Source organism: Corynebacterium sp. HMSC072D12 (assembly GCF_001813925.1).
In the GTDB taxonomy this organism is placed as follows: domain Bacteria; phylum Actinomycetota; class Actinomycetes; order Mycobacteriales; family Mycobacteriaceae; genus Corynebacterium; species Corynebacterium aurimucosum.
This window is the reverse complement of the sequence record NZ_KV814407.1, coordinates 15,255-32,697: the sequence shown is the minus strand read 5'-3', so window position 1 is coordinate 32,697 and position 17,443 is coordinate 15,255. Positions and strand designations below refer to the sequence as shown.

Genomic DNA, 17,443 nt, shown 5'->3' with positions numbered 1-17,443 from the left:
GTCACTACTCCCCCAAAGCGCGAGCGACAAGCTGCGCGGCCTCATCGAGGGAAGACTGGGTCTTCGACTCAGGAATATCAGAAAAGACCTGGCAGGCGTGGTCTGGGACAACCTCGGCCGAGCGCTGCAAGCCGCGTTCAGCAAGGTACTCGTCAAAGAACATATCGATACTCATACCGTGTGCCGATTCTACCCACTAGGATCACTACGTCATGGCCACTCGTACCCCGTTCTTCATCGCCGCACTGCTTAACGCCGCGATAGCCGCACTGGTGGCTGTGGGCCTTTTCCTTCCCGCCCCAGCCGATCCCCCATTCGAGCAGCCCAGCGCCACAACGGCAGCGGCGCCGGTCCAGGAGGGACCTACAGAAGAACAGTCCGAAGAGGCCGCTCCCGCGCCGGAGATCGCCGAAACACTCGCCGCCTTGAATTCCTTGGAGGTCAAAGGCCGCGCTCCCATGACCGGTTATGAGCGTGAGGAATTCGGCCAAGCGTGGTCCGATGATGTGACGGTGGACTTCGGACACAACGGCTGCGATACCCGCAACGACATCCTCCGCAGGGATCTGGATCCGGAAAGCCTCGTGCTCAAGGAAGGCACCCACGACTGTGTGGCGCTGTCCGGGGTTTTGCACGACCCTTATTCGGGCCAGGACATTGAGTTTCAGCGCGGGGCGCAGACCTCACGCGCGGTGCAGATCGATCACGTTGTGGCGCTGGCCGACGCCTGGCAGAAAGGCGCCCAGCAATGGTCACCGGAGAAGCGCCGCAACTTTGCCAATGATCCACGCAACCTCCTTGCCGTCGACGGTCCTCTCAACCAGCAGAAAGGCGCTGGTGATGCCGCCACGTGGCTGCCGCCTAACAAAGGTTTTCGCTGTGAATATGCGCGCCGCATCGTCGAGGTAAAAGCGACCTATGGAATCTGGGTTACGGAGGCAGAAAAGGATGCACTCAGTCGGCTGCTGCACGCCTGCTGAGTATTTCTATCCCCCTTAATGTGTTTTAAGCGTTGCGGGTGCGTTCCGGCTACCCCCGAAATTATGCGCATAATATTCATCCGCACCTAACGCTGGAGCTTAGTTTTCCACGATCGGAATTCCGGGGCGCACTGCACGGGCAAAGGGCCTGACCCGTTCCCAAGCCATTCGCAAGCACGCCCTGCGCACTTCCATCATTCCGGTTGCGACCTCCGTTGCTTTCTCCGTTCCCGACATCTTCACCGGCGCCATCATGATGTTGACCATCTTCGCGTGGAAGGGCAACGAAAAGAGAGCCTTCCCAAGCTGCGGAAAGGCCCTCTTCATGTGGTTTTGAATGTGCTTAGTTATTGCCCTTGTTGAGCTGATTGCGCAACTGATCAAAGTAGTCGCGCGCGCTCTGCGGCTGGTTATTGCCCTGCGGCGGGGCCGGGAAACCTGAGAACTGACCAAAGCCCTGGCCCTGCTGTGCGTTCTGTACGTGCTCCTGTGCTTGTTGCTGTGCGCGCTGCGCCTGCTCCATCATCTCAGCATCGCGGCGGGCACGCTCATCCCGCTCGCGGCGCTCCTGTTCCTCACGACGGCGACGCTCCGTGGCGGCATCCTCGCGGCTGTGCTTTGCTTCGCCGGCCGGCATCTTCGGCTTCGGGGCTTCGTTAATAGCGTTAGTGGACAGCAGCGTATCGCGCATACCGCCGAAGAGATCCTGCATGCCGCCCGGGTTAGACGGCATGTACAGCACATTGGTGTGGGCGCGGTCGGCCACGTCCACCATGGCGTCAAGGTACTGGGAGACCAGCATGAGGGTCTCGGGGTTCTCCTGCACACCGGCAGCACGCAGCAACTCGTACTGCTGGGCAATACCTTCGACGATTTCCTTACGCTGGTCAGCCACACCGCGGCCCTGCAGCTTCTTGGCCTCGGCCGCACCTTCGGCTTCCTTGACCACACGGATCTTCTCAGCTTCTGCCTGCGCCACGGCAGCCTCGCGCTCACGCTGTGCGGCGTTAATAGAGTTCATGGACTCGCGCACGCGGGCATCCGGGCGAATATCGGTAACGAGGGTGTTAACGAAGTTCCAGCCGTAGGCGGCCATGTTATCGCGCAGGGACATCGCTACGTTGCGGGCGATGGTGTCCTTGGAAGAGAAAGAATCATCCAAGTTCATGTTCGCCACGGAGGAACGGACGTTGTCCTGCACATAGGCCACGATCTGCTGCTCGTGGTTGGACAAGGTGTAGAAAGCCTGACGCTCGCTGCCCTGAACTACCTCGTACTGCACGGCAACGGGGATCTGGACGAAGACGTTGTCCTTGGTCTTGGTTTCCACCATGACATCGAGCTGACGGATCTGCAGGCTAATCTTGGCGCGCACGCGGTCGACATAAGGCACCTTGAAGTGCAAGCCCGCGTGAGCAACGCTCACGAACTTACCCATCCGCTCAATGATGGCGGCCTCCTTCGTCCGGACGATGAAGAAACCGTCGAAGGCAGTGGCAATAATAATGAGGAGAATCACGCCAATGACGATGAGACCGGCCATAGGCTTATCCTTTCTGCTCGGTTAAGGTTTTCCTAACCAGTGTGCCATACGGTGACCACCACCACATCTCGAGAAAGAACATTCCCCGAGAGCTCTCGGAGCACTCTTATCGCTCATCAGCCGCGCGGAAGAGCTCGCCCAAAATCCCCGCGCCGTCCTCACTAATACCGTTGTGCTGGAAGCGGTTGGTCACCACTGGGCGCAAGTCGCGGTAGGTCTCTCCTGTAGCCAGGGAGTCTTCGAAGGGCACGAAGATATCGTCCAAGTAGATGGCGGCGGAGGCGGTAACGGGTGCGGCGGCAAGCGCAGCGGCGTCATACGGAGAGCTTGCCCACTCGTGGGCGGCGAGCTCCTCGGCGGCCTGCTTGAAGGGGCGCAGCGCCGGATCCTCATCGAACTGCCAGGGGAAGATGTGCTCACCAGTGAGATAGGTACCATCCTCGGCGAACTCGGGGAACTCCTCACGCATGCGGTGCGCAGCCCAGCCGGTGACGGCCTGGCCGCCGACGCCACCGTAGATAGATTCATGGATGGCCGCGTACAGCGGGCCAGCCTGGAAGCTCACGCGGCTTCCGACGTCGTTGAGGAAGTCCGAACGCAAGCGCTTCTCCCCACCCACGGTGCGGAAAGGTTCCTCCAGCAGGTAGCCCAAAGAATCGAAGCCAGTGCCGCGCCCCAACTCAATTCCGATAGTGCGGAAGCGGCGCGCAGACAGGCGCTCCCCTGTCGGAAGTAGCTCCTCCGAGTTGTCTAGGTGGTGGAGGATTTCCTCGACGCGCGCTTTAGCCCACGGGAACTGGGCATAGAAACGCTCGTGACGCACCTTGAGCTTGGCAAAAGTCGTGCGGTAGAGATCATCTGCACCTTTGGTCAGGGTGGGCAGGCCACCTGTAAGGAAGGCACGCCCAATGGAATCAGGGAACATCGAGGCATAGGCGGTGATGATGAAGCCGCCGAAGGATTGGCCGAAGAGATCCCAGGACTCCTCCCCCAGGTGCGCACGCAGGTGTTCGGCATCGCGCACGATGTTTTCCTGGCGCAGTTGGGCCAAGCGCTGTGCGGTGCGGTCCTCGGCAGGACTCAGCTCATCAATGCGGTGGCTGCGACCCGTGCCGCGCTGGTCCATGAGGATCCAGCGGTAGCGCTCCAAGCCCTTCCCGATGAGTCCGGAAGCACCCGTCGGCCTTGGCGCGGGAAAACCCGGCCCGCCCTGGTTATAGAGCAGCGCTGGGTAATTCTCACCGCCGGGCGGGATGATTTCCCGGGCGTAGAGCTCGAACTCCCCCGCGGCGGGATTGTCATAGTCCCAGGGGACGGTGATGGTGTGTTCCTTGATGGTGTGGCCGAAGCGTTTCATGCTTCTAGTAGACCACGAAACCCTCCTCGCGGAACGCATCGCGGATAGATTCAACATCTTCCGGTTTCGGCGGCTTGGTGTCCTCGAGAGTGTAGGGATAGCCCAACTCGCGCCACTTGTCCGCGCCCATGTTGTGGAAAGGCAGGACCTCGACGCGCTCGACGTTGCTCTTCCAGCGGGAGACAATCTTGACAACGTTAGCGACGTTTTCTGGGGAGTCTGTCAGGCCAGGGACGACCACGAAGCGAATCCACACCGGCTTGCCCATCTCATTGAGACGGTCACCGAAGTCGATCGTGGGTTGCAACTCGCGGCGAGTGACTTCCTTGTAGGTCTCTTCGTCACCAGACTTGACGTCCAAGAGAACCAGGTCGATGTTGTCCATGTCCTCATCGCGCAGGCGCGCGCCGAGGTATCCCGACGTGTCAATCGTCGTATGAATACCGGCGTCATGGACCTCTTTGAGCAGGCGCCGGGTGAAGGCGATTTGGAACAGCGCCTCGCCACCCGACAAAGTCAGACCACCTCCTGAAGCCTTGAAGACGGGCTTATAGCGCTTGACGCGCTTGACCACATCCTCGATGCGCTCCAAGGTGCCAACCTTCATCTCCATGGTGTCAGGGTTGTGGCAATACTGGCAGCGCAACGGGCAGCCCGACATGAACATGGTCATGCGGGTTCCGGGGCCATCAACAGCCGTAACCAGCTCCCAAGAATGCACGAGCGCGACATCACCGGAGCGGCGAGCCTGCATCAGCTCCGAGCGGGTAAAACCGTCGAGGTCGTTGTCCGTTCCTAAACCGGCGGCGGCGCCGCGCACCTTCTCCCCTTCTTCAGGAGAAAGACGCACGACGCCGGTAATGCCATCTGCCATTTAGGAACCCTGGTGGAAGGTGCGGGAGATAACGTCCAGCTGCTGCTCGCGTGTGAGCTTCACAAAGTTCACCGCGTAGCCGGAAACACGGACCGTGAGGTTCGGGTACTTCTCCGGGTGCTCAACGGCGTCCTCCAAGGTGGACTTGTCCAGGACGTTGATGTTGGCGTGGTAGAGGCCCGAGTCCATGTTGTTGGCGGTGCGGTTGGCCTTCATGGTGGCGAGGCGCTCGTCAAAAGTTGGGGTTGCCATGATGTGTTCTCCTTGGGAAGTGGTGTGGAAGTGGTCTATTCGGAATCCATGATGAAGCCGGCATCGAGGACGCCCACCAGGTTGGTGATGCGCTCCTCCGGGGTGCGGCCCAATCCGGATGGGGTGATGGTGTTGGTCAGTGAGATGCCATCGAGGGCATCCTTGTAGTCCAACTTGCCCACCGACAGCATGGAGGCAACCATGCCGTGGTTATCCGCGCCGTTCTCCGGGTTAGCGCCTGGGGCGAACGGGGTACCTGCCTCGTGGCCGGACGGGAAGGAACCAGTTGCCTTGCCGTAGACCACGTTGGAGGTAATGGTCAGCACCGACTGGGTCGGAATGGCGTTGCGGTACATCGGGATGGCCTTAATCTTCGCCATGACGGTGTGGACGATGGTGGCGGCGATATCATCGGCGCGGTCATCATCGTTGCCGTAGAAGGGGAAGTCACCTTCCGTCTTGTAGTCCACGATGAGGCCGGTCTCATCGCGCACCGGGTAGACCTTGGCGTACTTAATGGCGGAAAGCGAGTCAGCCACGATGGACAGGCCGGCGATACCGCAGCCCATGGAGCGCACGATATCGGAATCGTGCAGCGCCATCTCAATGGACTCGTAAGCGTACTTGTCGTGGCAGTAGTGGATGATGTTCAGGGCCTCAACGTAGGTGCCGACGACCCAGTCCAGCATCTCCTCGTACTTCTGCCAGACCTCGTCAAAGTCGAGCGGGCCATCACCCTGGATAGGCTCGTAGCCATCCACAACCTGCTTGCCGCTGACCTCGTCGCGACCGCCGTTGATGGCGTAAAGCAGGGCCTTGGCGGCGTTCACGCGGGCACCGAAGAACTGCATTTGCTTGCCGACGGCCATCGGGGACACGCAGCACGCAATCGCGGCGTCATCGCCCCACTGGTCACGAATCTGCTTATCGGACTCGTACTGGATGGAGGAGGTCTCAATCGAGATGTGGGCGCAGAATTCCTTGTAGCCCGCCGGCAGCTGCGGATCCCAGAAGATGGTGATGTTCGGCTCCGGTGATGGGCCCAGATTAATCAGGGTCTGCAGCAGGCGGAAGGAGGTCTTGGTGACCTGGTGGCGGCCATCCGTACCGAAACCAGCATCGGTCCAGGTTGCCCAGTACGGGTCGCCGGAGAAGATCTGGTCATAGTCCTCGGTACGCAGGAAGCGCACGATGCGCAGTTTGAGAACCAGCTGGTCGATGATCTCTTGGGCATCTTCCTCAGTGAGGATGCCTGCGGCGAAATCACGCTCAAAGTAGCAGTCGAAGAAGGCGGAAAGGCGGCCGATGGACATCGCTGCACCGTCTTGGGACTTGATGGAGGCCAAGTAGCCAAAGTAAGTCCACTGCACTGCTTCGTGGGCAGTCTTCGCCGGCTTCGAGATATCGAAGCCATAAGACTCAGCCATGATCTTGAGCTTCTTCAGGGCCTTGATCTGCTCGGCGTGCTCCTCACGGTAGCGGGCCCAGTGCTCGGAGAAACCGAGGTCTCCCACCGCGCTCTTGGATGCTTCCTTCTCGGCGATGAGGTAGTCCACGCCATAGAGAGCCACGCGGCGGTAGTCACCGATGATGCGGCCGCGGCCATAAGCATCCGGCAGGCCGGTGATGATGTGGGAGGAACGCGCTGCGCGGATGCGCGGGGTATAGATATCGAAGACCGCATCGTTGTGGGTCTTGCGGTAACGCGTGAAGATCTTCTCGATCTCCGGATCGGTTTCCTTGCCGGCTTCCTTAATGGCCTGCTTGACCATGCGCCATCCACCATTGGGCATCATGGCGCGCTTGAGCGGAGTATCCGTCTGCAGACCGACGATGACGTCATCATCCTCGGAGATATACCCAGCCGGGAAAGCATCGATATCGCTCGGGGTGTGGGTATCCACATCGAAGATGCGCTTCTGGCGCTCGACGGAAAGATAGTTCTTCTCCAAATGCTCCCACACGCGCTGCGTCTTCTCGGTGGGCCCAGCGAGGAAGGAAGAGTCCCCGTCATAAGGGGTGTAGTTGCGCTGGATAAAATCACGAACGTCAATGTTCTCAGTCCACGGGCCGGGCTCAAAGCCCTTCCATGCCTCGAACTGCACAGACTGTTCCGTTGCGGTGGTCACTATATTGACTCCCTTCATAGTTCACACGACGCGTAAACACTTAGTCGCAGAAGGGTTGTAGGTGACTTCGGCTCACGGGCAATTCGGTCAACACGTATCGTCACCGAACCCCTCTCTGTAGCCCATAGTAGGGGGACAAACGCATAACCTCACATCGGCACATGCGTGCCCCGCGCCACCGAACGGGCTGGTTTTAGCACCACACAGGTCAGCTCTCTCATAGGTAACGGCCGTACGGTTGGATGCGGGGGTAAATCACCCCCTGACGTGGCCTTTCCCACACCTTTCGGGCGAGTTCTTGGTGCCTGTCCGCGCCGCACTCTATTGTTATGCGCAGTATCCTCATCTCGCCCTTCAGCAAGGAGCTCTTTGCGTGTCTCACACCGCCGCTACCGCTAGCCCTGCCACTGTCCCAACCCACCCCGTTGATGTGGTCCCGCCGGCGCCCAAGCTGGCGGCACTCGGACTCCAGCACGTTCTCGCTTTCTATGCCGGCGCGGTCATCGTGCCACTGCTTATCGCTGGTTCCTTGGGCCTCGATGAGGCCACCACGATTCACCTCATCAATGCAGACCTGTTGACCTGTGGTCTGGCGACGTTGATCCAGGCGGTGGGCGTCGGCAAGCACATCGGTGTCCGCCTTCCCATCATCCAGGGTGTGACCACCACGGCGGTAAGCCCGATCATTGCCATCGGCATGAGCGCTGGCGACCAGCCGCTGCCGACGATTTATGGCGCGATTATTGCTGCCGGTATCTTTACTTTCTTTGCTGCGCCGGTCTTTGGACGCGTGCTCAAGTACTTCCCCCCAATTGTCACCGGCACCGTGCTTCTGGTGATGGGCACGTCGCTGCTGGCGGTCTCAGCAAATGACTTTGTCAATTACGCGGACGGGGTTCCGGCCGCACGCGATCTGCTCTATGGTTTCGGCACGCTCACCATCATTATCATCGTGCAGCGTTTCTTCCGCGGCTTCCTGGGTACTCTGTCTGTGCTGCTTGGTTTGGTCATCGGTACTGGCGTGGCCTTCGCACTGGGCGATACGTCCTTTGACGGCGTGCGTGAAGCCGATGCCATCGGTATGACAACACCTTTCTACTTCGGTATGCCGAAGTTCGACATCATGGCGATTCTTTCCCTCATCATCGTCATGATCATCACCATGGTGGAAACCACCGGCGATGTCTTCGCCACCGGTGAGATTGTGAAGAAGCGCATCAAGCGCGATGACGTGGTGCGCGCCATTCGCGCCGATGGTCTCTCCACCACCCTTGGTGGCGTGATGAACTCCTTCCCCTACACCTGCTTCGCGCAGAACGTCGGCTTGGTTCGCCTGACTGGTGTGAAATCCCGCTGGGTAGCCGTGTCCGCAGCGGGCTTCATGATCATTCTGGGCCTGCTGCCCAAGGCCGCAGCTGTTGTGGCGGCTATTCCCTCCCCGGTGCTCGGCGGCGCCTCCCTCGCATTGTTTGCCAACGTTGCGTGGGCGGGCCTGCAGACCATTGCGAAGGAAGACATTACTGATGGCCGCAACGCCGCCATCGTTACCACCGCGCTGGGACTGGCCATGCTCGTTACCTTCAAGCCGGACGTGGCCACCGCCTTCCCGGAGTGGGCGCAGATCTTTGTCTCCTCCGGAATGTCCATCGGCGCTATCACGGCGATTTTGCTCAACTTGCTCTTCTTCCACGTCGGCTCGCAGTCTGGCGATGATGTCAGCCGTCTCGACGGCGCCGGCGTCTCGCTCAAGGAGCTCAACGACATGAACCGCGACAGCTTCGTCAGTGCGCTGCGCCCGCTCTTCAACAACGAAACCTGGCCGCTCGAAGCTGCCTGGGAGCTGCGCCCCTTCCAGGATGTCAGCCAGCTGCGCGAAGCAATCCAGGTCACGGTCCTCACTGCCCCCGGCGAGCAGCGCCGTGCCCTGATCCACGACTACCCCGCGATGGATGAGCTACTGCTTGCCGATTCCGACACCGCCGCCACTATCTCTGCTGACCGCGGTTCCTTGGCTCTGGATGACCTCGACGACGTTCAGACACAGCAGCTTATCGACGTCTCACAGGCCTACCGCGAACGCTTCGACATGCCATTTGTGGCGTACCTAGACACCAATGACTCGGCCGATCGTGTCATCGATGCGGGCGTGCGCCGCTTGTCCAACTCGGATGAGCTGGAACAGCGCGTGGTCTTGAGCGAAATCATCGAGATTGCCAATGACCGCTTCGATATCCTCCTTGCGGACGCTAACCCGGTGCGGGCTTATTGGGACCGCAAGTTCACGGAGGTGGAATGAACGTAGTTCATTCCACGAAAGAGGGCACTCAGAGTGAGGATTAGCTGAACTCCATGGTGACCTGGGCCTCGGGGTCAACGCCACGGATGATGCCCTCGTAGAAACGGCGGGCTTGGTCCTGCAGGAGCTCGCGGTTGTCGTTGATGTCCTTGCGCTTCTTATCGGCGCTGAGGACATCTGACACTGTCGAGGCGGCGTCGAGTGGCTGGGTGGTCCAGCTGAGCACGCCGTTATCTTCCACTGCGGTCTTAAACTCTTCATCGGTATGCCCGATAAAAATGAAGTCCGGGATATGGACCGTGTAGGCATGCTCGCCGGTCTCAGTGACGCGCACATCCTTGCCTTCGATACCGAGCTTGGCTTTGTAGGAATACTGCACAAATTGGGTGCGGTCGGTCCACGGGACGCGTACACCAAATACTTCGCCGACAGAGGATTTCTCCGCCAGCCCCTGGATGCCCAGGCTGAGCAAGACCACTTGCTCTTCACGTTCGACTGCGTTGACCACCTGAGTATTAGTGGACTGAACTGGGGCGCTATAAATCTCGTTCGGCTGGCGTACGGCATACACACCCAAGCCAGCGCAAGCGAGTGAAAGAAGCACCACAATCGCGATAAGTGTGGTGCTCAGTTTGCGGCTCGTCATACCTACCTACAGCTGGAACTGCTGAATAACTTCAGTGCGGCGCTTGTGCTCCATCCAGAAGGACAGGAATGGAACAACGCCGGCAAGCGCCGTGGTGAAAAGCTTGCTTACCGGCCACATGGCACGCGGACCGAGGACCAGGATGGACACGAGGTAGACCATGTAGGCCACGCCGTGTGCTTGGGCGATGAGCGTGGCCCAGGATGGCATCTCCATCCCCACGCCGTATTGCAGAATCATGCGCGCAACAAGAATGAGAAGAAAAATACCGGTGATAGTGGCGGCAATGGAAAAGAACTTCAGCGGGCCACGGATACGCGCCTGGCGGTCAGGATGGACAGCGTTGTTGACTGAGTTGCTCATTAATACTCCTCTTCAGTGCCGCGACGGCGGCGCTGCTTGTTCATAGCGTTAAAGGTGTCCACATCAATCTGTGGGCGAGACGGTAGGAAATCTTCGTCGATTTTAGTCGCGGTGTGCTCCTTGGCCGCGCGCACGCTCTCTGCCTCATACTGGGCTGGCTCTTCTCCCCGCTCGAGTGCTTCGTTCTCGGCATCAATTCGCTCATTCTCGTAGCGTATGGCAGTGCGGTAAGCGTAAACAACAAATACCGCGAACAGCGGCCATTGGAAGGCGTATCCCAAGTTCTGGAAGGTTCCCGAACCGGAGCGGAACCGCGTCCATTGCCAATAAGCAAGGAATAAAAAGAGCACGACAAAGATCACGATGAGGACGATGTGCCACCATCGAACCTTCATCCGCTTTTTCGGTGCTGGGTTGGTGCTCACTCTCAACAGCCTACCCACCACGCCCGGAAAAGTGGATTTCCGTCTATGGGCTGCTGCCCTGTAGGCTAGTGAACGTTGCGCAGAGTCAAGAGTGCTCCGCAGCAACTAAATCCGCGCCCGTGGCGGAATTGGCAGACGCGCTAGATTTAGGTTCTAGTGTCTTATGACGTGTGAGTTCAAGTCTCACCGGGCGCACATAGTCAGACCCCCGCGCGGTTTCCGTGCGGGGTCTTGTCGTCACAGCGCTCGGCAAGCCAGCCCAGCTCGCGGATACCGGGATTGCGGTCACGGCTTGGCTGTTGCCGGGGCTTGCGGTCATGGCCCGGCGGATGCTTAGGCTTGGCCGGCAAGCGCCGCTAGGGGTTCACGCAGCTGCGCCAGCGCGCGGCCGCGGTGCGAGACAGCGTTCTTCTCCTCCGGGGACATCTCCGCGGCAGAGCGGGATTCGCCTTCGGGCTGGAAGAGGGGATCGTAACCAAAGCCATTTTCGCCCTGTGGGGCGGTGAGCAAGGCGCCTGGCCAGCGGCCCTCCACCACGTGTTCCTGCCCATCCGGGGTCACCAGCGCGCAGACCGACACGAAGGCAGCCGCGCGACGTTCAGCGGGTACATGGGACATCTGTCCTAGCAGCAGCTGGTTATTCGCTTCATCGTCTCCGTGGCCGCCCGACCACCGAGCGGAGAGCACACCCGGCATGCCGTTGAGTTCTTCCACCGCGAGGCCAGAATCATCCGCGATCGTGGCCAATCCGGTGTGCTGTACCCCGGCGCGCGCCTTGATCAGCGCGTTATCGGCAAAGGTGCGGCCGTCTTCCACAGGCTCCGGGTAGGTTTCCACTGCGGACAGTGGGAGCAGTTCGATGCCCGCGATGCCGGCATCAGCGAGAATCTTCTCCAGCTCCTTGAGCTTCTTGGCATTATTCGAAGCGACGAGGAGTTTTACCATCCGAGGGCCGCCTTTTGAGCGTCGATAAGCTGGGCGCAACCTGCCTGGGCCACGTCCAACATGTCGTTAAGCTCCGCGCGGCCGAACAGGCCGTGCTCACCGGTTCCCTGAATCTCGACGAAGTCTCCGCCCTCCTGCATCACCACGTTGAGATCAACCTCCGCGCGGGAGTCCTCTTCATAGGGCAGGTCGAGGCACACGTGACCGTCGACGATGCCGACGGAAACAGCGGCAATAGGATCCAGCAGCGGCTCGCCCGGGACGACGCCCTCCTCCTTGAGGTAAGCAATCGCATCAGCCAGCGCCACATACGCGCCGGTAATCGACGCCGTGCGTGTGCCGCCGTCTGCTTGCAGCACATCGCAATCCAGCTGGATGGTGTTCTCCCCCAGTTCGGAGAGATCAACCGCTGCGCGCAGGCTACGCCCCACCAGCCGGGAAATCTCGTGGGTGCGGCCCTTGACCTTGCCCTTCATCGACTCGCGCGGCATGCGATCGTGGGTGGCCGAAGGCAACATCGCGTACTCGGCTGTCAACCAGCCCTCGCCGGAATCCTTCTTAAAGCGCGGCACCCCAAATTCCACGGAAGCCGTGCACATAACTCGGGTGTTGCCGAACTCCACCAAGACCGACCCAGCCGGATTGGTGGTGAAGTTGCGGGTAATGCGGACGCTACGGAGTTGGTCGAGCGCGCGACCATCGGCACGAGTGAAATCAGTCATGCCTCCTACCCTACCGCGCGTGCTAAAAGTCGAGCTCCATACCGGCGGCACCGACGACGATCTCACCGTCGAACTCACGGGCAGCTGCGGCATAAGTGGCGGCAGCATCACCCCAAGGCTGGAGGTGCACGAGCACCAGCTTCTTCACGCCCGCCTCACGCGCCAAGCGCCCGGCTTCTGCCCCCGACATATGCATATCCGGGGCCTTGTCCTCCGAGGTCTCGCCCCATGCGGCCTCACAGAGGAAAACATCCACGCCCTGGGCAGCCTCGACGAGCGCGGGCGTATAAGCCGAATCAGCTGAATAGCACAAGGTTGCACCGGTTTTAGTGTGTTCGACCCGCAAGGCGTATGTCTCGACCGGGTGAACTGTGCGGAAGGGGGTGATATAGACATCGTCAACAAGCTGGCGCTCGCGGTCCACCCAGGGGCTGAACGCAAACGTATCGCTCATGTCATCCACCCCGTCCGGAGCATCAGAGGACAAGCGGCCCAGGTGGGTTTCGGTAGTACTGGGCCCGAGGCAGAAATTGCGGGACGCTGCGGGTGCTGTGGGGTGGAAGCGCCGCCACACCATCAAAGACGGAAAGTCCAAGCAGTGATCGGCATGAAGATGAGTTAACGCCACGTGTGCATCGCACGGATCCTGGAGTTCCTGCAGGCGTGCAAGCGTACCCGGGCCCAAATCCATGATGATGGACGGAGCAGAGGGGAAAGACAAGAGATAGCCAGAGGCCGGATTACCCACAGTGGGCACCGAGCCGGAACAGCCTAGGATGGTCAGCTTCATGCGTTCAATAGTTCCACGAAACAATGGGGGATGCGGGATTTGGGTCGATTGTACATCCTCACCCGCTCTAAATCTTGGGCCCCAGGAAGCGCGCGGCTAAACGCTCGAAGGTGGCGTGGTCGCCAGTGGACTCGAAACTACGTGTGGGTACCTGCCCTACTGGGGCCAGCATGTCTGTGTTGGTGAGGATGCGCAGGACATCCTTCGCAGTCTCCTCCGCCGAGGACACCAAGGTGACGTTATCCCCAATAGCGAGCTGGATGACGCCCGTGAGCAGCGGATAGTGTGTGCAGCCAAGAACGAGCGTATCGACGCCCGCCGATTGCAACGGCGCCAGGTAGCCCTCCGCCACGCCAAGGATCTGGCGCCCAGCCGTAATGCCGCGCTCGACAAAATTCACGAAATCAGGACAGGCCACCGCCTCGCATTCGACATTCGGATTGACGGCAAAAAGATCTTGGTAAGCACCTGAATTGATGGTGCCCTCCGTGCCGATCACGCCAATTTTTCCGTTGCGGGTGGTGGCGATGGCACGGCGTACAGCCGGACGGATAACCTCCACGACCGGAATGTCATAGCGCTCCCGGGCGTCGTGCAAAAAGGCGGCCGTCGCGGTGTTGCAGGCAATCACCAGCATCTTGCAGCCGCGCTCCACGAGCTCATCGGCAATCGCGGTGGACAGCTCACGCACTTGGGCGATGGAGCGCGGGCCATAGGGCGCATGGGCGGTATCGCCGATGTAGATAATGGATTCGTCGGGAAGCTGCTCGATGATGGTGCGCGCAACGGTCAAGCCACCCACGCCCGAGTCAAAAATCCCGATGGGAGATGTTGCATCAGGCATTAGCGCGTTACTCCTTCGGGCACGGGCTTAACCTTTTTAATCGGGTCATCGGAGGTGATCACCATTCCCGCGACGATGCCACCGATGGCACCGAAAAGGTGCCCCTGCCAGCTGACTCCTTCATAGATAGGCAACACGCCCCAGATGAGACCGGAATAGGCAAAGCCCAACCCCACGCCGACGAGAAATTGACCCAGGGAACGGTTGAAGATTCCCCGAACGATGAGGTAGGCCAGCCAGCCATACACCATGCCCGAGGCACCAATATGCGAGGTCCCCGGCCCGCCCAACAGCCAGGTGCCGATGCCAGCGATGAGTACCACGATGATGGTAACTTCCCACCATGCCTTGCGGCCTGAGAGGCCGATCAGGAAACAAAAGACGGCACCGGGCAGTGAATTTCCGATGAGGTGCTCAAAGTTCGCGTGGAGTAGCGGAGCGGTGAAAATCCCCCAGATGCCATTAAAGTCCAGTGGGCGTATGCCGTATTGACCCAGCTCGCTGCCAAAAAACAGGAAGTTGATGATGTGGATAACCCACTCAACGACTAGGAATCCCACCGTTAAAGACGCTGCCGTCTTCAGGCGTCCGGCCCGAGTGTAATTCTTCGAATCCCCCGTGTTGAGAACAGGCTGCTGCCCCGCCACGGGGGCTGCCGGGCGGGGCTGGAAGGGGTTGGGCTCATACGAATGCTGCTGGCCAAAAGGTCCACTCGTCGTCATAATGACTCCAACTTTAGCAAGCGCGCAGCGAGGAATACGCCTCCAATCCCAGCCCCGGGATTGCGCTCACCACGGCATCGACGATGGCTGCCTCCACTGCGTCGGCAGCGGCGGCGCTTAACGACGCCAACTCCGCAGCACCGATCCCCTGCTCCGCGGGTTGTGTTCCGGAGGCAGCGGCAAAAAGCGTATCTCCATCCAGTGGGGAATGCGCCGGGCGAACCGCCCGGGCAATGCCGTCGTGGCCCGCTAAAGCAAGACGTTTTACTTGGGCCTTGGTTAACGGGGCGTCGGTCAACACCGCGCCAATGGTGGTGTTTAGTTGAGAAGCCTCTGCGAAAGATTCAGCCAGGCTGCGGGCCGCGGCAAACCGCTTAGCGTCGACGGCCGGCGCGTCCGGTGCGCCAAACAAACGCCCAGTCTCAGCATCAATCACCTGCCCCACCGGGTTGGCTACAACAACCGCGGCGACGGTGAACGGGGAGACATCGATAAGCACGGTCCCCACCCCACCTCTGATCTTGCCTGCGCAGGCGCCGGTGCCTGCGCCCACGCTGCCGCTCGTAGCGTCGTGCCCTGCCAACGCGGCGCGTAGAGCCGCCTGACCATCCTCCGCCGTGGGGCGCTGTGGGCCGGCGAGCAGATCAAAAATGACCGCGCCTGGCACGATGGGCACGCGGGGGCCGGGGATCTCCTCCCCAAAGACGGGGAAACCAATTCCCGCTTCCTCAAGCCCGCGCATGACACCATCCGCTGCTGCCAGCCCAAAGGCCGAACCGCCTGCAAGGACAAGAGCATGAACGCGCTCAACCGTGTTGTGCGGTTCCAGCAGATCCGTCTCGCGGGTGCCGGGGCCTCCGCCGCGCACATCGACGCCAGCCACGGCTCCTTGTTCACCGCAGTAAACGACGGTGACGCCGGTGTCCTCACGCGTGACGTGACCGACAGAAAAGCCCATGTCGGGGAGAGTCTGCACGGTGCTAATCCATGATGACGTTGAGCAGCGAATCCTGACAGAACGCCAGCCATTCCACGAGCGTATCGCGGTCCGCTCCAGGGGTATCCTCCGGCACGTCCCCGGTGGCGATGAAGAGGCGCAGGTCATTGAGCCCGGCGAGGAAGGCATGTGCTTCTTCCTCGCTGATAGCCACCTCTACCCCGCCGGTGGGCCCCAGCGCGGTGTTAATCACTTGGAGGTTTTCCAGCTTGGCGCGCGCGATGTCATTCTCGTGCAGCGAGCGCAGCAGTGAATTATCGCCGTCGAACTCTTCATCCCCTGCCTTTTTGAAGTCGGGGAAAAGGCGAGCCAGCGATGGATCCTCCGGTGCTTCGGTGTGGCCAGTGGGCATGTCGAGCATGTCCGCCAGCTCATCCTTGGGGGCCGATTGTGCGCGGGCAATGATGGCCTCGGAGACGGTTGCGGTGAGATCACCTAAAACTTCGCGCTCCATGGGCTCGAAAATAGTCGTGTATTTCGCGCCACGCATGAAGGACTTTTTCTTTTTCCAAGCCTGCATACTCTTATCCTGCCTGCTGCATCGTGGCCCACAGGCCGGCGACTTGCAGTTTCTTCACATCGGCTTCGACTTTGTCGCGTTCACCCGAGGAGACTGCCGCCTTACCTTCGGTATGGACTTGCATCATCAGCTCGTTGGCGCGCTTTTTGTCATAGCCCAGCACAGTCTGGAACACGTAGGAAACATAGCTCATTAGGTTGACTGGGTCATCCCAAACAATGCACATCCACGGTAGGTTTTCGCTCGTGGCGACGTCGACCTCAATCGCTTCATCCAGCTCCGGGGTGGCCATGGGCGAACTCATAACCACACCCGCGGACGTTTCTTTGTGCGCTTTCATGTCCTCTACCCTAGCCAAATTTTTTCCGGTAGCGAGCGGTTATACTGTCATCAACTTCTGACCTGATTGTCGTTTTCCAGGTGGCACCGATGAATTCTTTCACCCTTCCCCCAGCCGTTACTGACATTCTCGCGGGACGCCAACCGGCGAAGGAGGATGTCGTGCTCCTCCTGCAGCGCATCCTCACCGTGCTCGTCCTCGGCGGCACGCTCGTCACTGCCGTGATTAGCCTGACCAACCCGTCGGACGACGGCAGCTCGACGGATGCGGAACCCCCGACGTCGGAGGCGTGCGACTACGAACTTCCCGACGTTCCCGTCCAACGCCAGCTCGCCACCATCCAAGAGGAGCTCATGGAGGGGCTCAACGAGTGGCGCAAGGAAGATGGCCAAGCCCCACTGGTGCCCTGGATCGACCGCCAAACCGCAGCCCGCGAAAAGGCAGAGTGCAACGCCGTCACCAAGACGCAAGACTCGGCCGAAGAAAATGTGCAGATGGTTCAGCACCACCTGCCCTTGGAGGAGGCTAGCGGCTATCAATTCATGGAAGCCTTCCTTGCTTCTCCCGACCATGTGGCTGCTTTGCGGGATCGCCGGATGTCCACTGCAGCCGTTGGAGTGGCTTATAACGACGGCGAGGTCTACGTCGTCATTCAGCTTGAGGAATAGAAGAGCTGATTTTTCAGAGCTCCCTGAGTA

Annotated in this window: 20 protein-coding genes, 1 tRNA gene and 1 pseudogene; 5 read left to right on the top strand and 17 right to left on the bottom strand. The window is 60.1% G+C overall.

The window, feature by feature from the left end; genetic code table 11:
* Positions 1-4: 4 nt before the first annotated feature.
* Positions 5-175, bottom strand: a complete 171-nt coding sequence (locus HMPREF2943_RS12505; RefSeq protein WP_168163690.1) for a hypothetical protein — start codon at positions 173-175, stop codon at positions 5-7.
* 37 nt (positions 176-212) lie between these two features.
* On the opposite strand from HMPREF2943_RS12505, the gene HMPREF2943_RS07225 reads away from it, so the two are divergent.
* Together HMPREF2943_RS07225 and HMPREF2943_RS12205 are read left to right on the top strand one after the other, a co-directional pair.
* The gene (locus HMPREF2943_RS07225) at positions 213-980 is read left to right on the top strand and encodes an HNH endonuclease family protein (RefSeq protein ID WP_070443400.1); all 768 of its coding nucleotides are present in this window, start codon (positions 213-215) and stop codon (positions 978-980) included.
* A gap of 127 nt (positions 981-1,107) precedes the next feature.
* Positions 1,108-1,263: pseudogene (locus tag HMPREF2943_RS12205) on the top strand (ABC transporter permease subunit); the annotation flags it as partial.
* 60 nt (positions 1,264-1,323) lie between these two features.
* Here the strand turns inward: HMPREF2943_RS12205 and HMPREF2943_RS07215 are convergent.
* The 5 genes from HMPREF2943_RS07215 to pflB all read right to left on the bottom strand — a co-directional run bounded on the left by HMPREF2943_RS07215 (position 1,324) and on the right by pflB (position 7,153).
* The gene (locus HMPREF2943_RS07215) at positions 1,324-2,523 is read right to left on the bottom strand and encodes an SPFH domain-containing protein (RefSeq protein ID WP_070711208.1); all 1,200 of its coding nucleotides are present in this window, start codon (positions 2,521-2,523) and stop codon (positions 1,324-1,326) included.
* Between the two features lie 106 nt (positions 2,524-2,629).
* Complete coding sequence (locus HMPREF2943_RS07210; RefSeq protein ID WP_070711207.1) at positions 2,630-3,880, bottom strand: alpha/beta fold hydrolase; 1,251 nt, start codon at positions 3,878-3,880, stop codon at positions 2,630-2,632.
* 4 nt (positions 3,881-3,884) lie between these two features.
* The gene (pflA, locus tag HMPREF2943_RS07205; protein ID WP_070443392.1) at positions 3,885-4,754 is read right to left on the bottom strand and encodes a pyruvate formate-lyase-activating protein; all 870 of its coding nucleotides are present in this window, start codon (positions 4,752-4,754) and stop codon (positions 3,885-3,887) included.
* Positions 4,755-5,006, bottom strand: a complete 252-nt coding sequence (gene grcA2, locus HMPREF2943_RS12700) for an autonomous glycyl radical cofactor GrcA2 (protein ID WP_039676708.1) — start codon at positions 5,004-5,006, stop codon at positions 4,755-4,757. It abuts the gene before it with no gap.
* A 35-nt stretch (positions 5,007-5,041) separates the two neighbouring features.
* Positions 5,042-7,153 carry a formate C-acetyltransferase gene (gene pflB / locus HMPREF2943_RS07195; RefSeq protein WP_253287080.1) on the bottom strand — a complete coding sequence of 704 codons (2,112 nt, stop codon included), beginning with the start codon at positions 7,151-7,153 and terminating at the stop codon, positions 5,042-5,044.
* A gap of 355 nt (positions 7,154-7,508) precedes the next feature.
* On the opposite strand from pflB, the gene HMPREF2943_RS07190 reads away from it, so the two are divergent.
* Positions 7,509-9,431 (top strand): solute carrier family 23 protein, encoded by a 1,923-nt coding sequence (locus HMPREF2943_RS07190; RefSeq protein ID WP_070711205.1) that lies wholly within the window; start codon positions 7,509-7,511, stop codon positions 9,429-9,431.
* Positions 9,432-9,471: 40 nt separating this feature from the next.
* Here the strand turns inward: HMPREF2943_RS07190 and HMPREF2943_RS07185 are convergent, their stop codons facing one another.
* From HMPREF2943_RS07185 to HMPREF2943_RS07175, 3 genes are read right to left on the bottom strand one after another with little or no spacing between them, the layout of a single operon-like run.
* Positions 9,472-10,077: a hypothetical protein gene (locus HMPREF2943_RS07185; protein ID WP_070711204.1), complete on the bottom strand. Its 606-nt coding sequence runs from the start codon at positions 10,075-10,077 to the stop codon at positions 9,472-9,474.
* A 6-nt stretch (positions 10,078-10,083) separates the two neighbouring features.
* Positions 10,084-10,440: a DUF3817 domain-containing protein gene (locus HMPREF2943_RS07180; RefSeq protein ID WP_070711203.1), complete on the bottom strand. Its 357-nt coding sequence runs from the start codon at positions 10,438-10,440 to the stop codon at positions 10,084-10,086.
* Entirely contained in the window at positions 10,440-10,835 is a 396-nt protein-coding gene (locus tag HMPREF2943_RS07175) for a hypothetical protein (protein WP_070645924.1), read from the bottom strand. The genes HMPREF2943_RS07180 and HMPREF2943_RS07175 overlap by 1 nt, the downstream gene beginning before the upstream one ends.
* Positions 10,836-10,978: 143 nt before the next feature.
* On the opposite strand from HMPREF2943_RS07175, the gene HMPREF2943_RS07170 reads away from it, so the two are divergent.
* Positions 10,979-11,060: transfer RNA gene (locus HMPREF2943_RS07170), tRNA-Leu, on the top strand.
* A gap of 138 nt (positions 11,061-11,198) precedes the next feature.
* Here HMPREF2943_RS07170 and rdgB read toward each other — a convergent pair.
* The 8 genes from rdgB to clpS form a co-directional block, all read right to left on the bottom strand.
* Complete coding sequence (gene rdgB, locus HMPREF2943_RS07165; RefSeq protein WP_070711202.1) at positions 11,199-11,810, bottom strand: RdgB/HAM1 family non-canonical purine NTP pyrophosphatase; 612 nt, start codon at positions 11,808-11,810, stop codon at positions 11,199-11,201.
* On the bottom strand, positions 11,804-12,532 hold the full coding sequence (gene rph / locus HMPREF2943_RS07160; RefSeq protein WP_070711201.1) for a ribonuclease PH: 729 nt from the start codon (positions 12,530-12,532) through the stop codon (positions 11,804-11,806). Before rph ends, rdgB begins: the two co-directional genes overlap by 7 nt.
* 22 nt (positions 12,533-12,554) lie before the next feature.
* Positions 12,555-13,322, bottom strand: coding sequence for an MBL fold metallo-hydrolase (locus tag HMPREF2943_RS07155; protein WP_070711200.1), 768 nt, complete (start codon positions 13,320-13,322; stop codon positions 12,555-12,557).
* A gap of 67 nt (positions 13,323-13,389) precedes the next feature.
* Positions 13,390-14,166, bottom strand: coding sequence for a glutamate racemase (murI, locus tag HMPREF2943_RS07150; protein ID WP_070711199.1), 777 nt, complete (start codon positions 14,164-14,166; stop codon positions 13,390-13,392).
* A complete protein-coding gene (locus HMPREF2943_RS07145) occupies positions 14,166-14,888 on the bottom strand; it encodes a rhomboid family intramembrane serine protease (RefSeq protein ID WP_210399726.1) in 723 nt (240 codons plus the stop codon). The genes murI and HMPREF2943_RS07145 overlap by 1 nt, the downstream gene beginning before the upstream one ends.
* Positions 14,889-14,901: 13 nt before the next feature.
* Positions 14,902-15,846, bottom strand: a complete 945-nt coding sequence (locus HMPREF2943_RS07140) for a P1 family peptidase (RefSeq protein WP_070711198.1) — start codon at positions 15,844-15,846, stop codon at positions 14,902-14,904.
* Between the two features lie 22 nt (positions 15,847-15,868).
* A complete protein-coding gene (locus tag HMPREF2943_RS07135) occupies positions 15,869-16,405 on the bottom strand; it encodes a DUF2017 domain-containing protein (RefSeq protein ID WP_070711197.1) in 537 nt (178 codons plus the stop codon).
* A 4-nt stretch (positions 16,406-16,409) separates the two neighbouring features.
* A complete protein-coding gene (gene clpS, locus HMPREF2943_RS07130; protein ID WP_012715272.1) occupies positions 16,410-16,745 on the bottom strand; it encodes an ATP-dependent Clp protease adapter ClpS in 336 nt (111 codons plus the stop codon).
* An 89-nt stretch (positions 16,746-16,834) separates the two neighbouring features.
* On the opposite strand from clpS, the gene HMPREF2943_RS07125 reads away from it, so the two are divergent.
* On the top strand, positions 16,835-17,413 hold the full coding sequence (locus HMPREF2943_RS07125; RefSeq protein WP_070711196.1) for a spore germination YkwD domain-containing protein: 579 nt from the start codon (positions 16,835-16,837) through the stop codon (positions 17,411-17,413).
* The last annotated feature ends 30 nt before the right edge of the window (positions 17,414-17,443 follow it).